Source organism: Paenibacillus sp. LjRoot153, from assembly GCF_964253085.1.
In the GTDB taxonomy this organism is placed as follows: Bacteria; Bacillota; Bacilli; order Paenibacillales; family NBRC-103111; genus Paenibacillus_E.
In genome coordinates, this window is sequence record NZ_CAXUQH020000001.1 from 2508134 (window position 1) to 2533635 (window position 25502).

17 protein-coding genes and 1 pseudogene are annotated in these 25502 nt (G+C 40.2%); 16 read left to right on the top strand and 2 right to left on the bottom strand.

The features are described 5' to 3' along the window. Positions 1 to 112 precede the first annotated feature (112 nt). From ACSQ8P_RS11000 to ACSQ8P_RS11025, 6 genes and pseudogenes are all read left to right on the top strand, one after another. Positions 113 to 787: an ABC transporter ATP-binding protein gene (locus ACSQ8P_RS11000; protein ID WP_436235204.1), complete on the top strand. Its 675-nt coding sequence runs from the start codon at positions 113 to 115 to the stop codon at positions 785 to 787. Between the two features lie 281 nt (positions 788 to 1068). Continuing rightward, positions 1069 to 1655, top strand: a pseudogene (locus tag ACSQ8P_RS11005) (IS6 family transposase). A 416-nt stretch (positions 1656 to 2071) separates the two neighbouring features. Beyond that, positions 2072 to 5833, top strand: a complete 3762-nt coding sequence (locus ACSQ8P_RS11010) for a glycosyl hydrolase family 98 C-terminal domain-containing protein (RefSeq protein WP_436235205.1) — start codon at positions 2072 to 2074, stop codon at positions 5831 to 5833. 319 nt (positions 5834 to 6152) lie between these two features. Beyond that, positions 6153 to 7496, top strand: coding sequence for an ABC transporter substrate-binding protein (locus ACSQ8P_RS11015; RefSeq protein WP_436235206.1), 1344 nt, complete (start codon positions 6153 to 6155; stop codon positions 7494 to 7496). A gap of 114 nt (positions 7497 to 7610) precedes the next feature. Then, positions 7611 to 8501, top strand: a complete 891-nt coding sequence (locus ACSQ8P_RS11020; RefSeq protein WP_436235207.1) for a carbohydrate ABC transporter permease — start codon at positions 7611 to 7613, stop codon at positions 8499 to 8501. Continuing rightward, entirely contained in the window at positions 8498 to 9313 is an 816-nt protein-coding gene (locus ACSQ8P_RS11025) for a carbohydrate ABC transporter permease (protein ID WP_436235208.1), read from the top strand. The genes ACSQ8P_RS11020 and ACSQ8P_RS11025 overlap by 4 nt, the downstream gene beginning before the upstream one ends. Before the next feature lie 72 nt (positions 9314 to 9385). Here the strand turns inward: ACSQ8P_RS11025 and ACSQ8P_RS11030 are convergent, their stop codons facing one another. Continuing rightward, entirely contained in the window at positions 9386 to 10942 is a 1557-nt protein-coding gene (locus tag ACSQ8P_RS11030; RefSeq protein WP_436235209.1) for a response regulator transcription factor, read from the bottom strand. Continuing rightward, a complete protein-coding gene (locus ACSQ8P_RS11035; protein WP_436235210.1) occupies positions 10939 to 12768 on the bottom strand; it encodes a histidine kinase in 1830 nt (609 codons plus the stop codon). The genes ACSQ8P_RS11030 and ACSQ8P_RS11035 overlap by 4 nt, the downstream gene beginning before the upstream one ends. Positions 12769 to 12928: 160 nt before the next feature. Between ACSQ8P_RS11035 and ACSQ8P_RS11040 the strand changes: the two genes are divergently transcribed. From ACSQ8P_RS11040 to ACSQ8P_RS11085, 10 genes are all read left to right on the top strand, one after another. Next, the gene (locus ACSQ8P_RS11040; protein WP_436235211.1) at positions 12929 to 15304 is read left to right on the top strand and encodes a glycoside hydrolase family 95 protein; all 2376 of its coding nucleotides are present in this window, start codon (positions 12929 to 12931) and stop codon (positions 15302 to 15304) included. Between the two features lie 575 nt (positions 15305 to 15879). Then, positions 15880 to 17379: a spore germination protein gene (locus ACSQ8P_RS11045; RefSeq protein WP_436235212.1), complete on the top strand. Its 1500-nt coding sequence runs from the start codon at positions 15880 to 15882 to the stop codon at positions 17377 to 17379. A 14-nt stretch (positions 17380 to 17393) separates the two neighbouring features. Then, entirely contained in the window at positions 17394 to 18530 is a 1137-nt protein-coding gene (locus tag ACSQ8P_RS11050) for a Ger(x)C family spore germination protein (protein WP_436235213.1), read from the top strand. A 17-nt stretch (positions 18531 to 18547) separates the two neighbouring features. Next, entirely contained in the window at positions 18548 to 18790 is a 243-nt protein-coding gene (locus tag ACSQ8P_RS11055) for a hypothetical protein (RefSeq protein ID WP_436235214.1), read from the top strand. A 22-nt stretch (positions 18791 to 18812) separates the two neighbouring features. Beyond that, complete coding sequence (locus ACSQ8P_RS11060; protein ID WP_436235215.1) at positions 18813 to 19931, top strand: GerAB/ArcD/ProY family transporter; 1119 nt, start codon at positions 18813 to 18815, stop codon at positions 19929 to 19931. A 575-nt stretch (positions 19932 to 20506) separates the two neighbouring features. Beyond that, on the top strand, positions 20507 to 20863 hold the full coding sequence (locus ACSQ8P_RS11065; protein ID WP_436235216.1) for a hypothetical protein: 357 nt from the start codon (positions 20507 to 20509) through the stop codon (positions 20861 to 20863). A gap of 212 nt (positions 20864 to 21075) precedes the next feature. Continuing rightward, positions 21076 to 22050 carry a LacI family DNA-binding transcriptional regulator gene (locus ACSQ8P_RS11070; RefSeq protein WP_436235217.1) on the top strand — a complete coding sequence of 325 codons (975 nt, stop codon included), beginning with the start codon at positions 21076 to 21078 and terminating at the stop codon, positions 22048 to 22050. Between the two features lie 281 nt (positions 22051 to 22331). Beyond that, positions 22332 to 23651 (top strand): ABC transporter substrate-binding protein, encoded by a 1320-nt coding sequence (locus ACSQ8P_RS11075; protein ID WP_436235218.1) that lies wholly within the window; start codon positions 22332 to 22334, stop codon positions 23649 to 23651. A 111-nt stretch (positions 23652 to 23762) separates the two neighbouring features. Further along, entirely contained in the window at positions 23763 to 24647 is an 885-nt protein-coding gene (locus ACSQ8P_RS11080) for a carbohydrate ABC transporter permease (RefSeq protein WP_436235219.1), read from the top strand. Then, positions 24647 to 25489 (top strand): carbohydrate ABC transporter permease, encoded by an 843-nt coding sequence (locus ACSQ8P_RS11085; RefSeq protein WP_436235220.1) that lies wholly within the window; start codon positions 24647 to 24649, stop codon positions 25487 to 25489. The genes ACSQ8P_RS11080 and ACSQ8P_RS11085 overlap by 1 nt, the downstream gene beginning before the upstream one ends. Positions 25490 to 25502: the final 13 nt, after the last annotated feature.

The window sequence follows — 25502 nt, forward strand, 5'->3', positions numbered from 1 at the left end:
ATAAGGCGAAGCGGTAAGACTGCTAGGTTAAGGTTCCCATTTTTAACACGTTTCGTATAGTCGCATTCTTCATTGTTAGGGATCTTGGGATCGCAAAATGGAGGAGAAGGATATGAGTCTAATTCAAATTGATCATGTCTGTAAGCAATATGTGATGGGTGGGGAAACGATCCGCGCGTTGGATGATGTGTCATTAGTAATTGAACAAGGAGAATTTGTCGCGATTATGGGGCCTTCAGGTTCGGGGAAGTCGACGCTGATGAACATCATCGGGTGTTTGGATGTGTCTGACACGGGATCGTACGTTCTTGACGGCAAAGCGATTAACCAGATGAAAGATTGGCAGCTAGCCGAGATACGGAATCGGAAAATCGGATTCGTGTTTCAAAACTTTAATTTACTACCTCGATTAAGTGCATATGAGAACGTAGAGTTGCCTTTAATTTATCGGGGGATGACGCGGAAAGAACGAGAGCCACTTGTATTGAAAGCTTTGGAAGCGGTCGATTTGGTGGATCGCAGGAAGCATTTGCCTTCGGAGTTGTCTGGCGGGCAGCAGCAGCGGGTTGCGATCGCACGAACGCTCGCAGGAGATCCTGCGATTATTTTGGCGGATGAACCGACTGGAGCACTGGATTCGAAGACGGGGATTGAGATTATGGATATATTTAAGAGGTTGAATGAGCAGGGGAGGACGATAGTTCTGATTACTCATGACCATGCGATAGCGCTGCAGGCGAAGCGGGTTGTGAGGTTTCGTGATGGGCGGTTGTTAGAGAGTGTTTAGAATAAGATGGTGAAGACGGGGACTCCATGGGATATATGTGGGGTTCTGTTTTTTATGTCGGGAAAACTGGTGTTATTCTTTTACTATTTAGTGATGGAGGTCTCTTATATTCGTGAGTAGGAAATGATGACTTCGTTCGAAAAAAGAAATTCTCATTTGTGACAGACGGCCTAGAATTACCTAGATAGAATAGAGAGTGGGTAGATAAAGTACTTAGTATAAGACAATAATGGAAATATGGGTTGTGGTGCAAAACTCTATTCATGATAACATAATCGATAATGAAGTCATGGGATGGAGCAACTTACTTTGGAAACCAAATTGATTTATTTAAATGGAAGCAATATGAATCAGCAATCATTTTACTAACCGTGAGATGGTATATAAAATATAGTTTAAGCTATCGAGACATAGTCGAAATGATGTGCGAGCGGGGTTTAAAGATATCCCATACAACGATCATGAGATGGGTCCATGAGTTTGGACCCGAAATAAACGAATCCGCAGCTATTTGAAACCCTCAAACGATTCTTGGCGTACGGACGAAACCTATATTAAAGTTAAAGGACAGTGGAAATATCTTTACAGAGCAGTAGATTCAAAAGGAAACACGATTGATTTCATGTTATCTGAAAATCGTGATATGACGGCAGCCAAGCGTTTCTTTACAAACATTGTGGAGCAAGATCACCGGTTCATAAAGAAAATCACAAAACCGATGCTTGGTTTCAAATCGTTTCTTCCAGCGGTTTAAACGTTAAAGGGAATTGAGGCTTTACATATGATAAGGAAAGGGCAGGCCGAAAATAATTCGTCTGTCCTCTCTGATGTTGAATGGCTCAATAAAATATTTGGTATTGTGGCATAGTTAATTACAATTTATTAGGTACTTGCTATCTTTTTTAATTCTTGTACCACAACCGAGGATTTTGATACGGTAAAGGTTGCATTAATGTCAGGCAACATCGACATTGACCGTTATATCACACATCGCTCCTCCTTCGAAGAAATGGTAGATCAGTTTGAAACGTGGCTGAAACCGGAGTCGAAGGTTATAAAGTCAATGGTTTGCTTGTCATAAGGGAGCAAAGAAACTAAGTGCAAACAAGCCACTTAGCTTTTTGTCATTTTATTTGTTTACTGTAGAGGCTGGTAGTTAAAAATTTACACTTCGCAAGTCGACTTTTTAACATTTAAAAATAGATTTGCTTCATTTAGAATTTAAATGTTGCTGTAAAGCGATATTTCGCTAAAATGATGAAAGTTTTCTTGATTTTCTGCTTCATGTTTTCACTAACCGGATCACTGACTCTATTTACAGGGGAAAAAGAAGTGCACGCGGCTGGTGCTATGCGAAGAGTGATTGATAACGCTCATCCAATGCTAGTCATGCAGTTGATCATGGGGAATAACTCAAGTGCTGACACTGATTTTCGACGTGATAATAACAACAAGTGGGATATTAAACAAGCGTGGGCAGCGCTTCCAGATGATATTAAGCCCTATGTTGTATTCGTCCTGCATCCCGGACACTTTGCGAATTGGCTTACAAAGCCATTGGTAACAGATTCGAGACAATGGATTCAAGACAATTTGGCTGAGGGCAAAGATCTCAATATCCCGACAATGGTGCTATATGGTGAGAATCCAACAAGTGGTTCTGATGGGATGACGTGGCTCGAAGGCCTCTATCAGACATATCCGAACATGATAGGTACAGTTGTATCTGAATTAGTTAGCACAAACTCGGCTATTCCTGGTCTGCTAGCGTTAGCTAACACTTATGGTGGGTATCATATTCAAGGCTCTATGGAGGATAACGACAGCTTTGCAACAGCGATGAAATCTCAGTCGTATTACAATTCCATTGCACAGTATAGTGCTAACTTTATTCCGAATTTTAAAATGGTTCACAAGAATTATGATTACGTAAACTCGGAGGCACAGGGTTATTGGCTGGCAGGCGTGGCAGATAATTGGGGCCCCTATTATGATAGTTATCCGTTTCCAGCAAGTAATATTTTTGGACTTTCTTCTAATGGTGGTGGTGATCGTACGACACGCGCAGTTCCAGAGACACTTTATAGTATGAATATGCTTGACAGTTACATGAATGGGGCAACCGTATATCACCTGGAAAATCAGCTAGATCTTCCAACCGTGAACAATATGTATACGCCGTTATTTTATGAATCGATCCTACCTGCATTCCGTTATATCGTTAATAATCCAGCACCGACCAAAGCGCAGGTAATTGCGAATACAAAAGTTGCTTTTGATGCTTCAGCAGGAACCATGAATGAACTTTCTGATTCTCGGACGTGGGGCTCGGTCAAAAATCAGACCTCGTTATTCCAAGGACTGTATGAAGTTGCACCAGATGCAAACTCAAATTCCGGTCTATGGTATTGGTTAAGATCTAAGGGCAGGTATGGGATGATTCCGCAAATCCCGAAATATGCTCCTAGCAGTGTGCTATCACAATTCCCTAACGTGCTCGATTTGACCACCTATAATGCCAGTTATACCGATCAGGCTACGCGGACAGCCTTCTTTAATACCAAATACCCATCCGTATATTCAGGTACAGCATTTGCACAAAAGAACGGCAATAATTGGCTTGTGTACAATAATCATTACACAGCTAACACGAATGAAACGGCATCGCTCCCTTTGACAGGAGGCACGACATTCTCCCAACTGAATTTCACGACGATTACCCCACATACATGGGCCACTGTGAATGATTCGGGATCAAGTCTAGACATTCTGCTCAATGACTATAGATCCGATCATCAGCAAGATATTTATGTACCTGCGGGTAAACGGATGCTAGAATTTACTGATTACTTTGCAGAGTACAGCTATGTGCCACATCCGAACGATACGACATTGCGCTCGACCGTGTTTACAGTTTCTGCGACAAGTAAGCCCGTAATTACTATTTCTGGATATGATGATCATTATACGTATACAGAAAATTGGAATGCCACTACTTTTGTCGATACTATTACCGTTAACCATAACGGACCAGTGCGTCTCCTTCTCAATACCGCAGCTGACGATGCTAATTTCTGGACACGTACAGATGATGGAAGCAATTTAATTACGTATTCGGGTACTTGGACTAATGCGGGTACTACCAGTGATTACAATTCGACCTACAGCCTGACTTCCACTTCAGGGGCTTCGGCTTCGCATGAATTTTTTGGAACGTCCATTGCATGGTTAGACCGTAAAGGTCCAACTGGAGGTACGGCAGATGTCTACATCGATGGAACACTGAAAGCTTCGAATATCAGCACCATGAACGCCACACAGTTGTACGGTCAAGTCATTTATAGACAAACAGGTCTGACGAATACACAGCATACGATTAAAATTATTCAAAAAAGTGGCAGTATTGGTGTAGACCGGTTTTCTTACATTCCTGCTGAAATTCAGATGCTTAAAGATATTTCCTTCAATGACTTCAGCTATGATAGCGAAGCGAATGATCAGGATACCAATCTGGGATCTGAGCATTGGACTGTGAAGAATGGGCAAATGAAAATCATGCCATATGATTCCCCGTGGGTCAGTGATGTACCGATTTATATGAAGAAGAAGAGTTATTCGGGTGATTTTACGTATGAATTAAAAGTGAATTCCCTAGCAGGAACTCCTGTAAGGGTCACATTCCGGCAAACTCCTGCTAGTCGTACTGGCTATTCCCTGATGCTCGATCCATTAAACAAGAATGTGAACGCTGATGGTACACAGGAATTGAAATTGTATAAAGATGACAAGACATTGCTAGGAACAAGCACAGTATCCCTTTCAGCGAATCAACAGTACGCCGTGAAAATTGTTATGACGGGTACCACGATTCAGTGTTATTTGGATGGAACTCTCTATATTACAGCGACGGATGCCAGCTATACAACTGGGATGGTCGGTGTGAAGACTGAAGTGAACTATGGCGCTCCGAACGATTTTGTGCTTGTTGATGATGCCAAAGTTACAGTGGGATCGACGGTCGATTATAGTTCTGACTTTAGCAGTTGGAGCACAGCTACGGACTGGGTAGGTGAAGGTGCGCTTGCATTCACATACTGGCCTACTCGTACGAGTTTTAATTTCCCATGGCAGTGGATTAACAGCAATGGCACTTGGCAGGTTGTTAATAATAATGCAATTCACACAAGCGGAGAGAACGGAATCTATTCAGCTTCTGCTAATGCAGGGGTAGAGAGTTTTTCGACAGCGGGGGATTCAGCATGGGTGAATTACATGTACAAAGTATTAATGAAATTTAAAGCAGGTACGAAATATGATGCGGGTATGCTATTCCGAGTAGTCGATAACAACAACATGTACAAACTAGGGATATCCACGAATGGAACTACAGGGCAACTTCAATTTAAGAAGCGAGTTGCTGGCACATGGTCTACCTTAGCGACTGCCAGCACGACCGTGAATTTGGAGAAATGGTATGCATTAAGCTTGATTGTCAGGGATGATACGTTTACGGTTACACTAAATGGAAATCCGATTTTGACCGCAGTAGATAAAACCTTTGCAAATGGTAAAGTTGGTTTGTCGGTGTATGATGGGACAATTGCGCAGTTTGATGATGCATGGGTTGCCAAATTGGGTCAAACGGTCATGGCACCGCCAACTCCCATAACCGTGGATGATCGAGATCCAGCCGTTACCTACAGTGGTACATGGTCGCAAAGTTCAAGCGCGTCTGATTACAGCAGTACCGAAACCTATAATCGGACAGCAGGTGCATATGCACAGTTTACTTTTACAGGAACGTCGATCAGTCTGATTTCTATGAAGCAACACAATATGGGGCTTATAGATGTTTATATCGATGGCGTACTCGATACAGCAAACATTGACGCATATGCGGCAACGACAACCAAGCAAGTGACTCTCTTTAGCAAAACAGGACTTACAGCGGGTTCTCACACAATCAAAGTTGTTGTTGATGGGACTAAGAATGCTGCATCCTCCGATACGATCGGGGCGATTGATGCTTTTAGTTACACACAGTGAATTATTTAATTAACTAGGAAGCCAAATAGCCAATCATTCTATTCTAATTGGCTATTTGGCGTTTATTTTTATGTTTATTATTTCGTTGAATGAAGTTGATCTTCGATTACGTGATTAGTAATAGGCAAATAATAGGTATTATCCCTGGTTAAAAATATCCACGTATCGCCCTGCGTTTTCTACATTTACGATTTGATGATAAACCACTAGAATTCAAAGTGTAAGTAAACAACGAACTGTCTTCTCCGGAAAAGGCAGGATGAAATGAACTAATTGAACTAATAAAGCTAATTATGTACATCTTGAGGAGGGGCTTTAATTGAAAAGAGAAAGAAGCAATTTGAAGAACATTAGCGTTGCGGCAACGATCATAATGACTATGGGAATTACAGCAGCATGTGGTAACAGTACAGATAAACCAGGTGCAAGTGCTGCCAGCACAACTACTCCTGCTGCAACTACTGCAGCACAGCCTAAAAAGGATGTTACGATTTCGCTTGCAACTGCGTCTGGTGATACTTGGGTAAGACAAATTGATAAAGATATTATTGCTGACTTCACGAAAGAAACTGGTATTAAAGTTGATGTCCAAGTGATCCCAGCGGAACAATATGCAGGCGTACTCAAAACCAAATTTGCTTCCGGAGAGGGACCAGACGTGGCGATCGTATGGCCAGAGGCGAATTCCGCTCAGTTCTTCCCGGAAAATAACTTTCTAGATCTTAGCAATGAGCCATGGGTTGCAAGACTAACAGATGCAGCTAAGAAAAATGGGTCTGCGAACGGTAAGGTTATTGGTTGGGGTCCTGCTGGAGAAGATGGTGGTTGGGGTGTCCTGTATAACAAGGAATTGTTTAGTAAAGTAGGTGCGGAAGTACCTAAGACTTTCGATGAATTCCTTGCTGTAAGTGAGAAAATTAAAGCGGCAGGTGTAACGCCAATCTTTGAACCGCTGAAGGATACATGGCATTCAGGGATTTGGTTTGCACTCTTAGGTCCAAAAGCAAATAAGGATCAATTTGGACTGTTTGATGGTTTAAACAACAATAAAGCGAATTTTGCTGATAGCAAAGTATTCGACACCTTCCTAAATCAATACAAAACACTTTATGATAAAGGGTATTTTGGCAAAGATGCATTCTCAAACACTTACGATAAAGGAATGGCTGCATTAAAAGATGGGAAATATGCCATGTTCATGGTACCTGCTAATCAAGATGTTCAAGCGAAAGCTTCTAATCCGGATTTCGACTTCTCGAAGTTTGCTTCATTCCCTGCACCATTCGCGGATAACAAAATGCTTGCAGTCTACGATGGCACTTTGATCCGTACAATCAATAAAAATAGTAAAAATATTGATGCTGCTAAAAAATATTTAGAATACATCAGCAGAGAAGATGTGTTGAAAAAATACTATGCGGCAATTGGGTTAAATCCATCATTTAAAGCTTTCACTCCTGTGATTTCGGATTTGGAGAAAACACTTCGAGCTAACTCCGATAATACGAATGACACGATTATGGAAACAGGTATTAAGTTTTGGGACAACACAATTGTAGGGAACTATATTGGTGAATTGTTGGCTGGTAAAAAGACAGCGAAGCAAGTACTTGAAGCTATCGATAATGACCGTAAGAAAATATTTAATGCACAGACGAAATAATTCACTCTCGAAATAAGGGGAGCAAAACTGGGGAATATCCATTGCTTGAGAAGATGGAAATAGTCATTCATTTCACAATGGATATTTCTCAAAGGATTTTAAAAAGGGATGATAATGATGAACGTACCTAAGATTACTAAAAAAATGTACCCTCAGTATTTGCTGTTGCCAGCTGTACTTCTCTACTTTGTTCTTTTTTTAATCCCCAATTTCGCTAGCTTTTATTATGCCTTCACCAATTGGAATGTTATCAGTACAACAATTAAATTTGTTGGCTTGGATAACTTTAGAGAAATGTTCAGCAGTTCAGCAGGTAATGGCGATGTATTTAAAAATACGGCAATTTTTGCGTTATGTACAACGGTTTTGAAAATTGTTTTTGGGCTTGTGTTAGCACTACTCTTAAACGAAGGTATTCGTTCTAGAAATGTTTTGCGTGCTGTTTATTTTCTGCCTATTACGATTTCCACAGTGCTGTTAGGGGTTATGTTTTCGGAAATTTTCAGTCCTCAGGGGATATTAAATCACTTTTTAACAGGGATTGGTTTAGAATCTTGGACACACAGTTGGATTGCTGAACCAAAATTAGCGATATGGTCTATTTCATTGGTAGAAATATGGAGGGCTTCCGGTTTTGCTATGGCAGTTTTCTTAGCTGCGCTGCAAATGATTCCAAAAGAAATTTACGAAGCTGTGGAAATGGACGGAGCCAAGTCCTTTCAAAAGCTGGTTCATATAACATTGCCTTACTTATATCAAGCCTTTGTCATTAATACATTGCTAGGGCTAATCAGTGGTTTCAAAGTTTTCGATTTGATCTACGTGCTTACAAACGGTGGACCTGCTAGAGCTTCCGAGGTATTTAATGTTACAATCTTGAATGAGTTTTCAAAGGGAAATTACGGTCTATCTACAGCAATGGGATTAATGTTATTTTTATTTATTACTGTCGTTTATTTCTTTATCAACGCCATATTCAAAAAGTTTGAGGTGGATGTATCATGAAAAATCTACCAAATCGTATAATGGAAATTCTACTTTGGGTAGTTTCATTGATTATTTTTATCCCGCTATATTTTGTCCTGATTAACTCAGTGAAATCCGCGACTGAAGTACAAGCAATGACGATAAAATGGCCATCGAGCTTCCATTTTGATAATTACTCGGAAGTGTTTCATACGGGGGATATGTTAAAGGCCTTTATGAATAGTTCGATCTTTAGTATTTCCTCTATATTGCTCACAAGCATTTTAGCGGCTATGGCTGCCTATATTATTGTGAGAAGAAAAAGTCGGATAAACACATCCATTTTCAATTTATTTCTGGTCGGGATGATTGCCCCGATGAATATGGTCACTACGTTTAAAGTAATGAAAGCACTGGATTTTATTAATACTTACCATGGTTTAATCTTACTGTATACAGCTTCATTTCTACCCTTTACCATTTTCTTGTATATTGGTTTTATTAGTAACTTACCTGCAGATCTCGATGAGGCAGCTACGGTAGATGGAGCTTCACCTTTGCGTAGGTTTTACTCGATTATCTTTCCAATACTAAAGCCTGTTACCGTGACAGGTATGGTCATTAATTTCGTCAATTGCTGGAATGATTTTATTTTCCCTCTATACTTTGTGACACAGACGCAAAAGTGGGGAACTGTATTGCTCTTATTTCAATTTATCGGTGCTTTTCGTTCCAGCTATGAATTACTATTTGCTGGCGCAATGCTCATTGTCATCCCCACCTTGATTGTGTACTTGATCGGACAGAAACACATTATTGCAGGTATGACGGCTGGAGCTATCAAAGGATAACAAATAAAACCTTCAACACCAGCCAAAGTCGCAGGTGATGAAGGTTTTATTTGTTTATGTAGACTAAGTAACTTACTTTCGATGTTCAAGCCTAAAATCAGTTGGAGTTTTCCCGACCATACTCTTAAAAACCTTACTGAAATAATGTTGGTCAAAATAACCGACCATCTCAGCAATGACCTTCAAATCTAAACTAGGATGCTCAACAATTAGTCTCTTCGACTCTTCAATTTTAAGATTAATTACATATTTAAGCGGGGTTTCATGCTTATATTTCTTGAAAATTTTTGTTAAATAAGCAGATGTAAAATTGAACCTGTTAGCAAGTTCCTCAAGGCTAATATCTTCGACATAGTTGTCTTTGAGATATCTTTCAATTTTGTCGGCAATTTCAGAGCTAGGGTCTGTGTGGGTAGTTACAAGTAACATAGAATCGATGAGATTCCAAACACGATCACAAGCACTTTTAAAATCAATCGCTTCACTGACTTGTTCCAAAAGCAGAGATTCCAAATCCATCGTGTTTACCTGCAGCGTCGTCATTTTTCCTTTTTGAATGGTTTGAATAAGTTCCATAAACCCTTTCTCAACTAGCCGTTGTGGAAATTCTGCTACCTCCCAAGCATCAAATAAATCAAATATCAATTTTTTGATGATATCGTTCTTAAGTGGCTCAAGGAGAGAGGATATCTTAGTAGAAAACGCAGGACTAATTAATTGGATATTCGGTTTCTCTGGAACTTGAGGATCAAAATTATTAATAAAACTTGATTTACCAAGTACAATCCCTTTTTCAAAGGCTAATCTGAGCTTCTGAGCTGTATCCCATAGTCCTTGATTAGATGAATTAGAGTAGTCAGTAGCAATAGATACAGGATAAGGGGATACAGATTGAATTAATAAAGAATGAAGAACCCTGGTTACGGCTTCAGGCTCGATATCTTTATTTGGAGCTACAGAGAGAACTAAAAATTTCTGATTAGATAATTTCTCATCGATGACCCACCAGTTTAATGTCTGTAATGGAAGTTGTTTAATGATCTGCTCCCAATTGAATTTAGCCCAGCATTGTTCAAAGAAATGTATGCGATTATTTAAGGTCATGTAGTTGCTTAAGTTACCGATACCTAATAAATAGATTAAGAAAAACGAATTATCAAAATAAGCCGGTACATTGGTAGGGGGAAGACTCCCCGACAATTCGGAAGAAATAATTTTACGCTCAATAGTTTCAAATTTACTGTAGACAATGCGTCTAATGTTGGTTTGGGTTTGATAGAGTGCCTCATTCGTAAGGGGCTTCAATAAATATTCCGATACGCCCAGACGAAGCGCTTGCCTAGCGTAATCAAAATCATTATAGCCACTAAGAACGACAATGGGGAGATCCGGCATCAATTTTCTTATTTCAGTTATTAGCTCTAAACCGTCCATAATAGGCATGCGTATATCCGTAAAGATGGCATCCGGCTTTAAATGAATAATCTTCTGAAGGCCTTCTTTTCCATTGAAGGCGCTTGCGATGACTTTGAAATCACTCGCTGTTTGCTCTATTTTTCGGATAATATGATCCCGTATGGCTGTTTCATCCTCGATAACAATGACTTTAATTATCCGATTTGTACTCATAATAGATTTCTCATATGACGTAATGAGCCCCCAATTGTAATCGTTGTACCTTCATTTTTAGTGCTTTTGATGTCAAAAATCATCGCTTGTTCATAGAGAAGCTTTAACCGGATGTAGAGATTAGGAAGACCCATTCCGTTTAACGCGAGCTCAGGCAACCCTTTGATATCGTCAATGCTTGCTAGTTTCTGTTTGATTTGTTGAAGCTGCTCATCTGAAAATCCCCCACCATTGTCAGAGACCGTTATGATCCAGTTTTCAGATAATAGCTTTCCTGTAATCCTAATTACCCAAGGAGGATCTACTTGGTTACCGTATTTAACCGCATTTTCAACTAGAGGTTGAATGCAAAGCTTAGGAATTTCTAGATGCATCATTGTTTCTGGAACATGAATATGAAATTCAAGCATCTCTCGGTAACGTTCTTTCATAAGTAGCATATAGTCATTCGTATGCTTAATTTCTTCACTTAACTTTACTGGATGATGGCTGTTGGTAGATATATAGCGCAAGATACTGGAAAGTCCATTTAAGAACCGTATTGCGTCCTCATTGCGATTATCTTCGCACATGATGCTCAGAACTGATAGTGAATTGTACAAAAAGTGAGGATTCATTTGTGCTTGTAATGCCAGCATTCGGGATTGTATTTCGTGAGATCTGGAAGCCACGGCTTCCTCCAGGGATTCTTGCATTCTTTCACGCATTTCGATAAAGGTTTGATATAGTTCCTGAAGCTCGTCAACATTACTTCTTAATTCAAGTGTGGGTCTAGGCATAAGGGAATTGAGGTCCAAACTTCGAACGGAACGGTTAATTTTTTTAATTGGCGTTGAAAGACTTCTGGAGACGAAGAAAGTCATAATGAGTGTAATCGTTAGAAAAACAATACCAAATAATATAACTTTCTCATTAAACGAAGTGACGGGTTCCATTAGACTCGATTCCGGCTCTTCTAACAGGACAGTCCATCCAGAAAAGTTGGATTGGACGGAAGTGACGATACTTCTTTCTTTAGTACTAGGATAAATAAGTGTATGGCTACCTGATACAGATGAACCTTCTTGAATGATACGCTTGTATTCTTCTATTAGCTCTAGGGTTGTTTGCTGGCTCTCCATTGGGTAAATAAGGTTTCCTGATTTATCCAGAAGAATGATTGTCTTATTTAGTTTTGCTTGGTTGTCAGGCGAGATAACAGCCTTTTCAATGATCTTTTCGAAGACATTGTAGTTTTGCTCAACAGTGACGATATTATCATTCTTCATCCCATAGATTTCAGCAAATGCCATGCTTACTGAAATTACGTTGGTTATATTGGAATCAACTTGATCTTGGCGGGGAGGAGAAATAGATTTAATGCCGTCCTTTTTAAACGTTTCGATGACCCAACTTTGTTTATTAAAGGTGAGAGTATCTTCTTGATAAGTATTAAATTGACTACCATATTCAAAGCTAAACCCATCATTTCGGTGAAGCTTCAGTTTATAGAAATTAGGCAAAGGCCCCATAATGGATAATATTATATTGGCCAGGCGATTTCTGTTTTCGAAGAGAACAGCAGGGTCGCTACTGTCACTAAAAAACACCTCTTTAATAGGAATTGAGGCTTCGACTTTGAGTGCGGTTGCATACATATTATTAATCTCTAAATCCAATGTGTCAGATATATTGGATGAGATCTGATGCATATTTTGAGTTGCTTCAACTTTTAGAATCTTAGACATATATAGACTGAAAAAAACAAGAAAGAAAGCGATAATGGCGGCAATGAGGATGGAGTATCTTAGAAATATTTTCGAATGTATCGTATTTAACTTTCTCATTTCTGCATACTCCTTTCTAGTAATTACTCCTATTATAGTTGAAGTTGGGGGGTTGTAAATGGTTAAAAATCTCCCCATAGACAAGATAGAATTATCCATGTAAAGCATCAAATCGCTCCAGTATAATGTATTTTGATAACCATTTGCACAGGAGGGTAACATGAATAAACTGATTTATCATCAGGCTGCGCGAAACTGGAACGAAGCACTTCCCCTTGGTAATGGTCGCATTGGGGCTATGGTTTTTGGTGGGATAGAGACTGAACACTTGCAACTAAATGAAGATACACTTTGGTCAGGGGAGCCAAGGAACTGGAACAATCCTGGAGCTAAAGAAAAGCTACTTCAAGTCAGGGAGCATCTTTCTAATGGGGAATATACAGAAGCAACAGATGCTTCTTTGCATATGATGGGGCCCTACAATGAATCATACTTGCCATTTGGTCATCTATTTCTTGCATTTCGACATGGACAAATTGCTCACAACTATGAACGTAACCTGGATATTAAAAATGCGGTTTCTCGAGTTGTTTATCAAATAGGGGACGTAACTTATAAAAGGGAATATTTTATTTCACATCCGGACCAAGCACTAATTATTCGACTTGAGGTTAGCAATCCAGGAAAATTGAATTTTACCGCGAAATTAAGCAGCGATCTTTTACATCAAACCTGTTGGCTAGATGATCAGCTGATTATGCAAGGATTAGCACCAGAACATGTTGTCCCAAGCTATTATAATCTTTCGGATCCAATCCAGTATGGGGATTGGGATACAAGTACAGCTATGCGATTTGAAGGAAGACTAAGTGCTGTAATTGATACAGGTAGGATGCTTGTGAATCAGGATGGGCTTCATATTGATGGAGCAACAACAGTGACACTTATTTTCTGCTCAGCAACAAGTTTTTGCGGTTTTGATAAAAAGCCTTTAAGAGCTCGCGAAGAGATTGCTAATGAGGTAAGCCGAAATTTGGATTTGGTAAAACAGTACAATTTTAATGTTTTGTATCATAGGCACGTTGAGGATCATCGCTCTCTCTTTGATAGAGTGTCACTTGATATTGGAGGAGAGAAGTACGATGCCGATCTTCCTACGGATTTACGAATTGAGAAAAATGGTGCAAGGGATGCGGGGTTAATTGAGTTGCTGTTTCAATACGGCCGATATTTATTAATAGCTAGCTCACGTAGAGGTACACAACCGGCTAACTTGCAAGGCATTTGGAATGCAGAAATAAGGCCACCATGGAGCAGCAACTGGACTTTAAACATAAATACTCAAATGAATTACTGGCATGCTGAAACAACAAACCTATCGGAGTGCCATACACCACTGTTCGGTTTTATTCGGGATTTGTCCGTCAATGGAGCGGAAACTTCTAAAGTGAATTATGGTACTGAAGGTTGGACAGCTCATCATAATGCAGATATTTGGCGACAAAGCGCACCTGTTGGTGACTTCGGACAGGATGGTAAGCCCGTATGGGCGCTTTGGCCGATGGGAGGGGCTTGGCTTTGTCAGCATTTGTGGGAGCACTTTGAATTTAACCAAGATCGTGGTTTCCTTCGTGAAGTCGCTTATCCGCTGATGAAAGGCGCAGCTGAGTTCTGTTTGAGCTGGTCCTTCTTGAATTCAGATGGTTATCTGGTGACAGCCCCTTCCACCTCTCCGGAACATCGGTTCATTGCTCCGAATGGGGAATTGGCAGACGTAAGTGTAGGTGCAACGATGGATATTTCAATCATGTGGGATTTGTTTACGAATTGTATCGCGGCTATAGATGTCCTCGAGATAGATGATGATTTTCGTCAAAGTTTAGTTGCTGCACAAAGTCGACTGCTCCCGATGCAGATTGGCAAGCAAGGCAGATTGCAGGAATGGAGTCACGACTTTAATGATGAAGATACTAATCATCGACATGTCTCCCACCTATTTGGCGTATATCCTGGAAAACAGCTCACAGCCGCAAAGAACCAACTGTTTTTTAATGCAGCAGAGAGGTCCTTGGAAATAAGAGGGGATGAAGGAACGGGATGGAGTCTTGCTTGGAAGGTGTGTCTATGGGCAAGGTTTGCAAACGGCAATCGCGCATTAAAGCTGATGTCAAATTTGCTGAAACTCGTGAAAGATGAATCACTAAATTATCATAAAGGCGGTGTCTATGCTAATTTATTAGATGCTCATCCGCCATTTCAGATCGATGGTAACTTTGGTATCACAACAGGTATTGCTGAACTGTTACTTCAATCGCATGAAGGATATATTCACTTATTACCGGCTTTACCTGATGCTTGGCCTAACGGAAGTGCAAGAGGCTTGCGTGCAAGAGGAGGCTTTGAGGTTAGCTTTCAGTGGGCAGAATGTCGTCTACAAAGCATAGAGATCATTTCGCACTGTGGTGGCGAATGTATAGTAGTGACAGGCGGTCTAGAGAAAGTTTTAGAAATTAACGAGAAGATTCCCTTTATAAGAATTGAGCATGGGAAAATAAGGTTTAACACTGTTTCTGGAGGGATATATTTCATAAATTAGTTTTTCCTAATGTTCATAGTACTCAAGTATGGTGAAGAGAATAATGTTACTTCTATAGAAACATCTGAATTAATATTATTAATTGAAGCATTTGTTAATGAAAGGAAGATATGAATTACTCCTAGCCCCCAACTGTAGCGATAAAGCATCGGGGCTTTTCTGAACTAACGGATAACGTTAGTTCAATGAATTGAAACGGGAACTGCTTCTGCGGATCCCGTTTTAAGACCAGAGCGTAACAATATACCTTAAGAGGCTACCGGCACATTGTGTGTATGGGTAGCCTCATGTGTTTTGGGAGTCTGTTCAATTAAACGGACAACAAGGAAATCCCTCATATATGTGCAATTGAGTTGATTGATGGAGAACGCCATAATTAAAAATTGAATCTGAAGATCAGTAAATTAGGTAAAACACGATAGTAGAGAATTAAAAGCTTAGTCTGAGTTTTAATCCCAAGTACTAAGCATTTTTTGAAAACTAAATATGGATAGATATGTATATCTTGGACAGAATAAGCACACATAACCATGACCTAGGAAGAGGTGAACATGTTGATAGCGACATCTCATTCAATGGACATTGCGAAAAGCTTGTCAGTATCGATCCATGATAATTTGACTATATTGAATCAAGTATTTGAATGTGCAAATGATCTAGTGATTCAAGAATGGCGTTTTGGTAAGGATTTCTCCATTTCTGCCTGTTCGATTTACTTTAAAACACTTTCCAAGGAAAAAGAAACCAATTACTTGAAAAAAGCGCTTCAAGATCTGCTTAAGCCTGAAAACGGAACTACCACAGATGTGACATTGGAAGCATTCACCTCATTTTTTGAAAACCATGGTGTATCTACAAAAAGTGCTGTTCTGTTTGAACGTCTTGACGATGTTGTTACCCATATTTTAGACGGTCATATTGTTATTCTCATCGATAAATGGTGCAAAGCTCTTGCGTTTGATGCATTTGGCGTCGAAACTAGGCCTGTGGCAGAACCGGTAAGCGAATCCGTCGTACAAGGTCCACGCGAAGGGAGCGTCGAAGATCTCAAGACTAATGTGGGATTGATCCGAAAAAGGTTGCGAACCCCTGACCTTAAAATGATTTTTTTGGTAGGAGGCGGCGAATCGAAGACCAATCTCGTTTACGGGTATTTAAATAGCCGTGTAAGCAAGCCTTTACTGAATGCTTTCGTTGAGAAAATAAGCTGCATCCCCGAGTTGGAAATTCTCGAGACATCTTATGTCGAAGAATTGGTGGAGGATAATATCTATTCTCCGTTCCCGCAAGTGCGATTCACCGAACGTCCAGATGTAGTAGTTGCTGGACTTCTGGAAGGAAAGATAGTTGTGATGGTAGATGGAACCGGCACGATGATGTTATGCCCGGGCTTATTTATCGAATTGTTCCAATCAAGCGAAGATTATTACCAACGGACTGTCCTATCGAGTTTAATCCGGTTGTTGCGCATTTTTGCATTTTTTATCGCACTCTTACTACCCAGCATGTATATCGCGCTCACGACATTTCATCCTGAGCTCATCCCAACCATATTACTTCTTGCCATTGTCGATGCAAGAGAGGGGATACCATTCCCAGCATTTGTTGAAGCTTTTCTCATGGAGTTTTTCTTCGAATTGCTTCGGGAGGCTGGAATTCGTTTACCACGTCCTGTTGGGTCAGCTGTTAGTATCGTGGGGGCGCTTGTTATTGGGGAAGCCGCAATTTCAGCAGGCATTGCTTCGCCAAGTATGGTCATCATCGTGTCATTAACGGGAATTGCGTCTTTTGCTATCCCTCAATACAGTGTGGCGATCGGGTTACGTGTTTTGCGCTTTCCGTTGATGATATTAGCAGCTTGGCTCGGAGGGTACGGACTGATGTTAGGGTTGATGTTAATCTTACTTCATCTGTGCAAATTGCGCCCGCTAGGTCAATATTACATGTCTCCGCTCGCGCCTTTGAACTTACCTGAATGGCGGGATGTATTTGTTCGTGTACCTCTTCGACAGTTAATGCGAAAATCAAGAGCTGGCATCCTAGGAAGGACTTTACAGAGGAATGGTAAAAGATGAAAAAGATTCTCCGAATGAACATGGTATTGGTGATTGTTTCGATCTTCCTTACTGGTTGCTGGAGTCATTACGAATTAACTGATTTGGTATTCGTGATGGGTTTGGCGATCGATACGAAGCAGGACGGTACTGTGCAGATTACTACACAGTACTATAAACCGAAGGGAGGAAAGATTAACAGCCAAGACATTGGAACCACAAGTTTTAATGTCATATCAACGGGCGATTCGGTACTACCAGCAATACGTAAAATCACAGGAGAACTTGGAAGGAGATCACAGTGGAGCCATATGCGAGTCATTCTGATCAGCGAAGATACCGCACGCAGAACTAATGTTGGCGATCTACTGGATATTTTCTATCGCGACCCTGAACCTCGACTAACAGCGTCTATCATGATTACAAAAGGCACTGCACAATCGTACTTAGAAAAGAAACCAACACTAGAGCAAACGACTAGTCAACAAATCATGCGATCCAAGAAGGCGCTCTATAAGTACTCAGCTCGAACTGTGGACTCTAATTTATTAGATTTAGGTAAACAGTTGAAGGACAAAACTGGCAATGCGGTCATTGCATATGTCATTCCCAACCAGGAGAAAGGCTTCAAAGTCAGCGGTTCCGCTTTGTTTAAGAAAGACAGAATGGTTGATAAATTGACAGGAGACGAAAATGACGGATACCTCATGTTAACGAATCGTTACAACTATGGTCTGGTCGAGGTTCCATGTGGGAATTCAGCTGAAAACAAGCAGAAAAATGAAATCGTTGAAGTTACCGCGTTTTCGAGCAATCTAAAGTATCAATTTGTTAAAGACAAATTGGTCGTTTCGGTTAAGGCAACGGCCAAAGGCTCGGCGCGAGAGCTTAAATGCACCGCTTTCGATTCAGTCGATGCCGAGACAGCTTTTGTGAAAAAGACGGAGGAAATTATTGTCGATCGGATGAAACGAACTTTTGAGGATTTGCAAAAAAAGAAGCTGGACATTTTTCTAATCGGCAATCGTGTTTATCAAAATAACGAAACCTTATGGAACAAGATAGAGCCGGAATGGGAAAACTATTTTTCACATGCCAGTTTTGATGCTCGCGTTACGTTGAATCTGGAAAACACGGGTACATCTGCCGGTAAACCGGTATTTTCGAAGTAACCCGGGAAGGTAAATGCATGACTGGATTTATTATTTTGATTATCATCCTATTTGGAGCGATCCTGACTCATGATTTCAAACGTTTAAAAGGAGCCGAGGCTAGAGAACGCATCGTATATGTTTCGCTTTTGACTGTTACCGTACTAATGAGCATCGATTGTATTTGGCATACGAAACTATTCGCAATGTACGATTGGGCGGACTATGTATTTGGTAAAAGTTCTCGTAAGGTGGTCGAAATGTTGAAACCCTCTGAATAACTTGGGATTAGGTGAATGAATCATGGATTTAAAAGAGTACAAGATCAGTGCAAGACAGCTCGGAGTCTTATTTTTCACATATTTAACCGGGTCATCCATTATAAATATTCCCGGCCCCTTAATTGCAGTAGCGAAAAACAACGCATGGTTGTCCATCCTTATTTCTTGGACTGCCGGGTGTCTGCTGCTAACAGGTATGCTCTACTTGCATAAACGCTTTCCTAGCACTGATTTTATTGATATCAGCTCTTCCTTAATCGGCAAGGCCGCGACGTTCATCATCGTGATCCTGCTTCCGTTACCTTTTATTATTCATATTGGTACAGGGATTACGCTAGATGTCGGCCTCTTTATGGAGAGCACCATGATGAGTGAGACTCCGATTTACATCTTTACTTCAACAATATTGATTGTGACTGTACTGACTGTCCTGTCAGGCATTGAAGTCATCGCACAGATGTTTGCGTTACTTTTAGTTACTTTATTGGTTTTTGTAGGCATCGTGCTTGTGCTCAGCATTCCGGATTATGATTTCAGTAATTTGAAACCCCTATTACCGAGTAAGTTCAAGCCTGTTATTTTGGGCGCTTATATGTCTTTTTCATTTCCATACGCGGAACTTTTCTTGTTCAGCATGTTGATCCCATTCGTAAGAGAAGATGAACGACATCGGATACCGAAGGTTATGTTTGTCTCAATGTCCTTAAATCTGATCGTATTAATTCTGGTTACCATGAGCACGATCCTAGTCTTCGGTCCCATCGCTGGCGACCGTAAATTTCCTATGTTCGAGTTGGCGCGGATGATCGAGGTACAGGAAATCATTCAACGAATTGAATCCGTTATAGGCATGTCTTTGATTGTGGGCTCTTTTATGAAAGTAACAATTGCACTATATGTTATGAATTTATTTATAGTACGATTGTTCAATCTCCGTGACAGCCGGCTGGTTATATTAATCGTTGGAATGATCTTTTTTTTAAATGGGAAAGCCTCCTTCACAGGCGTGAGGAAATGGGGGGAAATCGTTAGTTATTTAGGTCCAATGTGGGAGCCTTTTGCATTTGTAATGCCTTTAGCAATATTACTTGCGGTCAGTGTCTTTCGACGCAATTTGGTTCAAGCAAGGCCTCCGAATTGATTTAAACTGATAAGGTTGCGAATCTTGGATAACCCGGGAGAGCATGACTCGATATTTGTGATTTTGGAAGCATTAATTCCCCTGGGAGCTAGCAGCAGTTACAAAGATATGTTTTTACCTCACTTATCGATATAACCTTAGGGAACTGCGTATCTGTACTGAACCGCGTAACATTAAGGATTTTTTAACATTAAATAGCTAACAATGATGATAACATACAGTGTTTGAAGTATTTATTGCCGTCGGTTCTTTTAAGCATTTCATTGCCGCTGCGGCAAAGATATGCTTAAAGCTTCAAACATACATATAATAGCCTGTGATTTGAACTATTTTTTTGCCACAGTTTGAATCATTTTCTTGCCTAAAATCAGACGATTTTAGGTTATTTTCATTCCAACAAGTTCAATTATGAAGCATATTTTTGCCATAAGTTCTGAATTTGAAGCATTCCCTTGCCGCCAGTACTGTGTCTTGAAAATTCGAATTTGCTCAACTAACGGGTAGGAAAACGTGCAATTCTAATGAATAAGTAATGTATAAATAATCTCCTGCATTTTCAGATAAAGAGGAAAATCATGAAACTTAGAGGGACTATTACGGAACAGACGTATAGAAAAGAATTACAAGCCTCAAAAACTCGTCTTTTTAATGATGTTTCGATGCAAAGGTTTTTAAGCGTTATTAGAGAGACCTTTCCCACAATGAAAACAGCGTACATCTTATATTGGATTCCTGAGCAGGGGGAAGATATTATAAGTTTTCTTGTCGATACACAAACAGTAATTCAGATTGAGTTGGATCGATACGATAATAAAGTAGCTCCAATAATAGATGTGTATCTCTTAGAAAATTTGACTAAGGGATTTAGTAAAACGAATCAGATTAAAATAGCTGTAGCTTTGGACTTAGCTAAGAATGATTTGAAATTATGAAAAGAAGACTAAGCTAACGCAGAACGATAGCTTCATAACAAAGATCAAACAGGCTGCCGGTGTAAACTCGGTGGCCTTTTGTACTATACCAGCTAATCAGGTTTTTCTTAAGTAACGAGTATAGATGTAAAAAGTGATCTAAGGAGCTTTATATGTCTTCTTTTTACTGATATAATTATGAACTAATCTTATTTGGCAAAGGAATAACACCAATGGCGACTATTAAGGACGTAGCGGAAAAAGCAGGGGTCACCGTTACAACAGTATCGCGGGTCCTCAACAATCGTGGTTATATCAGTCAGGCAACACGGGAAAAAGTATACCGAGTCATGAAAGAAATGCAGTATCAACCGAATGAAATAGCCCGGTCCCTGATCGGGAAAAGATCGATGATGCTAGGAATGATTATTCCTACGGTCGCCCATCCATTTTTCGCGGAATTGGCCAATTACATTGAAAACCATGCTTCATCGTTAGGTTACAAAATTCTTATATGTAATTCGAGAATGGATCAACTCAAAGAAAAAGAGTATATCGATATGCTCAAAAGTAATCGGGTTGAAGGCATTATCATGGGAAGCCATACACTGGATGTTCATGAATATACACAGCTTCAACAACCGATCGTCACGTTTGACAGGTTTATAACGGGGATTCCTTACGTTTCGTCGGATAATTATCACGGTGGGGTGTTAGCCGCTGAATTGCTTATCAGAAAAGGCTGCAAAAAGATTGCCCTTATCTGTGGACGGCGTAATCCTGATTTACTCGGTGACCTTCGATCGGAGGGATTCTTGAAAACACTAAACAGTAAATCTTTGGAGCCGATTGTCATAGAACTCGGTTCCGATGTGTTTGAGAACGTACATTACGAACGTGTAGTTCAGAATCTGCTTGATGAACATCCGGATGTGGATGGTCTTTTTGCGACTAGTGATATGATTGCCATAAACGCGATAAAAGTATGTTCGTCAATCGGAATGAAAATTCCGGAACAAATCAAGCTGATTGGTTACGACGACATTCAGTTTGCTTCACTTATGACTCCAGGGTTAACTACGATAAAACAACCTCTTGAAGAAATGGGCATACTTGCAGTTGATCTTATTGACAAACTGGTGGCTGGAGAAAAAGTTACTATGGAAAATAAACTTCCAGTGACGATGGTAGAACGGAGTTCAACTTAAGCAAAAAAACTTTATCTGATATGGATAAAGTTTTTTTAAAAACGAACATGTCAAACGATTGACATGTCAATCGTTTGACATGTATAATGTGTTTGTAAGCGCTTCTCCTTTGATAAAGCATATTTGTATGTTGATATTTTCGTTTAAGAAAACGTAATAAATGTCCTTTTTGATTATTTCTGGGGGTGATGTGGAAACATATTCGCAAAGTGGATTCAAACGGTAATATTCAAAAATAACGAAATCATTCATTCTTTTTATTTGAAAAGGGGAAGCACAAAATGAAAAAAATCGCTCTTGTTACTTCGATGACCTTGACACTTGCAATGATGATTACCGCTTGCGGAGGCAATACCTCTAGCTCCGGCACTGCTACAACGGCTCCAGCCGCTAAAGAAACAGCAACAGGAACTGTAAAGCCTGTAAAAATCACATTCATGAATTCGAAAGCTGAAATTCAACAACAAATTGGAGAAGCTGCGAAAGAGTTTACTAAGGCAAATCCCAATATTACAGTTGAAGTGTTGACGACGGCAGATGGACAGTCTCCTGTTGAGAGAACTTCGCTGCTTTACGCTTCGGGCACACCAGCAACGCTAACGATGTTAGATGCTGGTGACATTCCAAAGTTTAAAGATAAATCTGCCGATCTTTCGGGTGAAAAATGGGTAAATGATCTGGCGCAACCTAACCAAATCGATGGAAAAACCATGGCATTCCCATTTGCTGTTGAAGGATATGGGCTTATCTATAATAAGGCGGTTGTCGATAAGGCAGTGGGCGGTTCTTTTAATCCGGCTACGATCAACACCACTTCGGCACTGGAAGATCTTTTCAAGAAAATTGAAGCTTCCGGGACAGCAGCATTAACGATCGGAAGCATGGATTGGTCCTTGGGTAACCACTTCCTGGCCATTGATTACGCTACACAACCGGATGGCGATGTTAACAAATTCCTGGATAGCTTAAAAGCCGGTAATGTTAAAATGGCTGACAATGCTGCGCTAAAAGGGTTAATGGACACCTTCGATGTCATGAAGAAATATAACAAAGGGAAAAATGATCCTCTTTCTGTCAGTTATGACCAAACTTCCGCTGCTGTAGCAAAAGGTGAAGCGGCGATTACGTTCAACGGTAACTGGATGATTGGTGATTTGAATAAAGTGAAAGCAGGAGGCGAATACGGCTTCATACCGGTTCCTATAAGTAACAATGCAAGTGATAAAGCGAACTCCGCTATTGCGGTTGGGGCAACGAAGCAAGTATTTATCGATAAAACCGTGAATACACCGGAGCAACAAGATGCCGCTAAGAAATTCTTGAATTGGATCGTTTACGATCAAGCAGGCCAAGACTTCCTGGTGAACAAAGCTAATGTCATTCCTGCATTCAAAAATATTACTCTTGAACCTAAAGATTCTCTGTCAAAAGCGATCAAAACATATAATAATGCTGGCAAATCCATTCCTTTTGCTGGGAACTATGTACCGGGCGATCATTGGAAAGTGCTTGGCGCTTCGATGCAAAAGTATCTCGTTGGTAAAGCTGACCGTGCTGCATTAGCCGCAGAAATTCAAGACTACTGGAAAAAAGTGAAGTGAAAATAGTTATCAGTTAAATATATAGAATGAAAGTCGATGGATGAAACGATCACAACTCGTCCATCGACTTTCAAATTATCACACATAGATAGAGAAGTGGAGGCAGAGCGAATGATTTCTGAAAAGAGCCCGGTTAGAAGAATCAGTAATCAACTCTTTTTTACAGGACCAACAATACTGGCGTTCTTTGCTGTTATCGTGATTCCCTTCCTTTATGGAATTTATATGACATTTTTCAAATGGGATGGTATTTCTTCCAGTATGCCGTTTACGGGAATTAGTAATTACGTTGAGGTTTTTAAGGATGGCAAGTTTTGGGACGCCATGCTGCTGACAGTTAAATATGTTGTCTGTACAGTCGTATTAGTAAATGCTGTAGCGTTTTTCTTGGCGTATTTGGTGACGTCCGGAATTAAAGGGCAGAACTTTTTCCGTACGGCATTTTTTACGCCAAATTTGATTGGCGGCCTGGTTCTTGGATTCATTTGGCAATTTATGTTTAACAGTTTTTTTGTGAACATCGGCCAAAAATATGGATTGTCTATCTTAAGCAAATCCTGGTTAGGAGATGAGCATAAGGTATTTTGGGCGCTTATCATTGTCAGTGTTTGGCAATATGCAGGGTATATGATGGTTGTTTTCGTTGCCGGTTTAATGAGCGTCCCACGGGATATTTTGGAGGCAGCTACTATCGACGGCACAGGTAGTTGGAAGAAGCTTACACACATGGTACTTCCCTTGATGGTACCGTCCTTTATCGTTACCGTTTTTCTTACCTTGCAGCGGACCTTTATGGTCTATGATATGAACTTGTCATTAACGAAAGGCGGCCCATTCGGAAGCTCGGTCATGGCTTCAATGCACGTCTACGACAAAGCGTTTAAAAGCTTCGACTACGGTGTCGGTCAAGCAGAAGCATTTATGCTCTTTTTCATGGTTGCGGGCGCAACGATTCTTCAGGTTTATTTTAGCAAGAAGCTGGAGGTTGAAGCCTAATGAAAGCGCGCCATCTCCTTCGGCAGACACTTGTATTCATGGTTTTAGCAGCCGCATTGATCATATTCGTTTTTCCATTTGTACTACTAATCTTAAACTCATTCAAAACGAATGATCAAATCATTGGGTCGCCGATTTCCTTTCCGACGTCCTTTAATTTTGCAAACTTCAAAACGGCCATTATCGAAATGAATTACTTTGGCAGTTTTATAAATACATCGCTTATCACTTTCGTAAGTGTTGCTTTCATATCGCTTTTTTCATCGATGACAGCTCATTATTTTGTAAGAAACCGCACGAAATTTAACAATACCTTTTTTTTCTTGATGGTGTCGGCGATGATCATTCCATTTCAAGCGATCATGATTCCGTTAGTATCCATTTACGGGCAAAAACTAGGATGGATTCAATCCTCGCCTGTGCTAACATTAATGTTCATGTATATCGGTTTTGGCGCCTCACTTGCCGTGTTTATTTATCATGGATTTATAAAAAGCGTACCTCTTGAATTAGAAGAAGCGGCGTTGATGGATGGCTGTAATCCTCGGCAAACGTTTTTCAAGATTGTTTGGCCGATATTAACGCCGACTTCCGCTACTATCGGGATTCTCAATGTTTTATGGATCTGGAATGACTTTTTATTACCGGTCATCATTCTGCAAAATGCAGGTAAAGAGAACCTGACTCTGCCTTTAGCTATTCAAGTATTTAATGGAACTTATTCGGCAGATTATGAGAAATTTTTGCCTGCGGTATTAATGGTTATTCTACCCGTTTTAATTATTTATCTCTTTGTCCAACGGTTAATCATTCAAGGAATTACGCAGGGTGCAGTAAAGTAGTCGGATATTTTAT

Excerpts from the sequence above, each read along its gene's own strand:
- ACSQ8P_RS11000 (WP_436235204.1), top strand. The coding sequence starts at position 113 with ATGAGTCTAATTCAAATTGATCATGTCTGTAAGCAATATGTGATGGGT.
- ACSQ8P_RS11045 (WP_436235212.1), top strand. The coding sequence starts at position 15,880 with ATGGACATTGCGAAAAGCTTGTCAGTATCGATCCATGATAATTTGACT.
- ACSQ8P_RS11050 (WP_436235213.1), top strand. The coding sequence starts at position 17,394 with ATGAACATGGTATTGGTGATTGTTTCGATCTTCCTTACTGGTTGCTGG.
- ACSQ8P_RS11035 (WP_436235210.1), bottom strand. The coding sequence starts at position 12,768 with ATGAGAAAGTTAAATACGATACATTCGAAAATATTTCTAAGATACTCC.
- ACSQ8P_RS11030 (WP_436235209.1), bottom strand. The coding sequence starts at position 10,942 with ATGAGTACAAATCGGATAATTAAAGTCATTGTTATCGAGGATGAAACA.
- ACSQ8P_RS11060 (WP_436235215.1), top strand. The coding sequence starts at position 18,813 with ATGGATTTAAAAGAGTACAAGATCAGTGCAAGACAGCTCGGAGTCTTA.
- ACSQ8P_RS11040 (WP_436235211.1), top strand. The coding sequence starts at position 12,929 with ATGAATAAACTGATTTATCATCAGGCTGCGCGAAACTGGAACGAAGCA.
- ACSQ8P_RS11010 (WP_436235205.1), top strand. The coding sequence starts at position 2,072 with ATGTTTTCACTAACCGGATCACTGACTCTATTTACAGGGGAAAAAGAA.
- ACSQ8P_RS11075 (WP_436235218.1), top strand. The coding sequence starts at position 22,332 with ATGAAAAAAATCGCTCTTGTTACTTCGATGACCTTGACACTTGCAATG.
- ACSQ8P_RS11065 (WP_436235216.1), top strand. The coding sequence starts at position 20,507 with ATGAAACTTAGAGGGACTATTACGGAACAGACGTATAGAAAAGAATTA.
- ACSQ8P_RS11070 (WP_436235217.1), top strand. The coding sequence starts at position 21,076 with ATGGCGACTATTAAGGACGTAGCGGAAAAAGCAGGGGTCACCGTTACA.
- ACSQ8P_RS11020 (WP_436235207.1), top strand. The coding sequence starts at position 7,611 with ATGATGAACGTACCTAAGATTACTAAAAAAATGTACCCTCAGTATTTG.
- ACSQ8P_RS11085 (WP_436235220.1), top strand. The coding sequence starts at position 24,647 with ATGAAAGCGCGCCATCTCCTTCGGCAGACACTTGTATTCATGGTTTTA.
- ACSQ8P_RS11025 (WP_436235208.1), top strand. The coding sequence starts at position 8,498 with ATGAAAAATCTACCAAATCGTATAATGGAAATTCTACTTTGGGTAGTT.
- ACSQ8P_RS11080 (WP_436235219.1), top strand. The coding sequence starts at position 23,763 with ATGATTTCTGAAAAGAGCCCGGTTAGAAGAATCAGTAATCAACTCTTT.
- ACSQ8P_RS11055 (WP_436235214.1), top strand. The coding sequence starts at position 18,548 with ATGACTGGATTTATTATTTTGATTATCATCCTATTTGGAGCGATCCTG.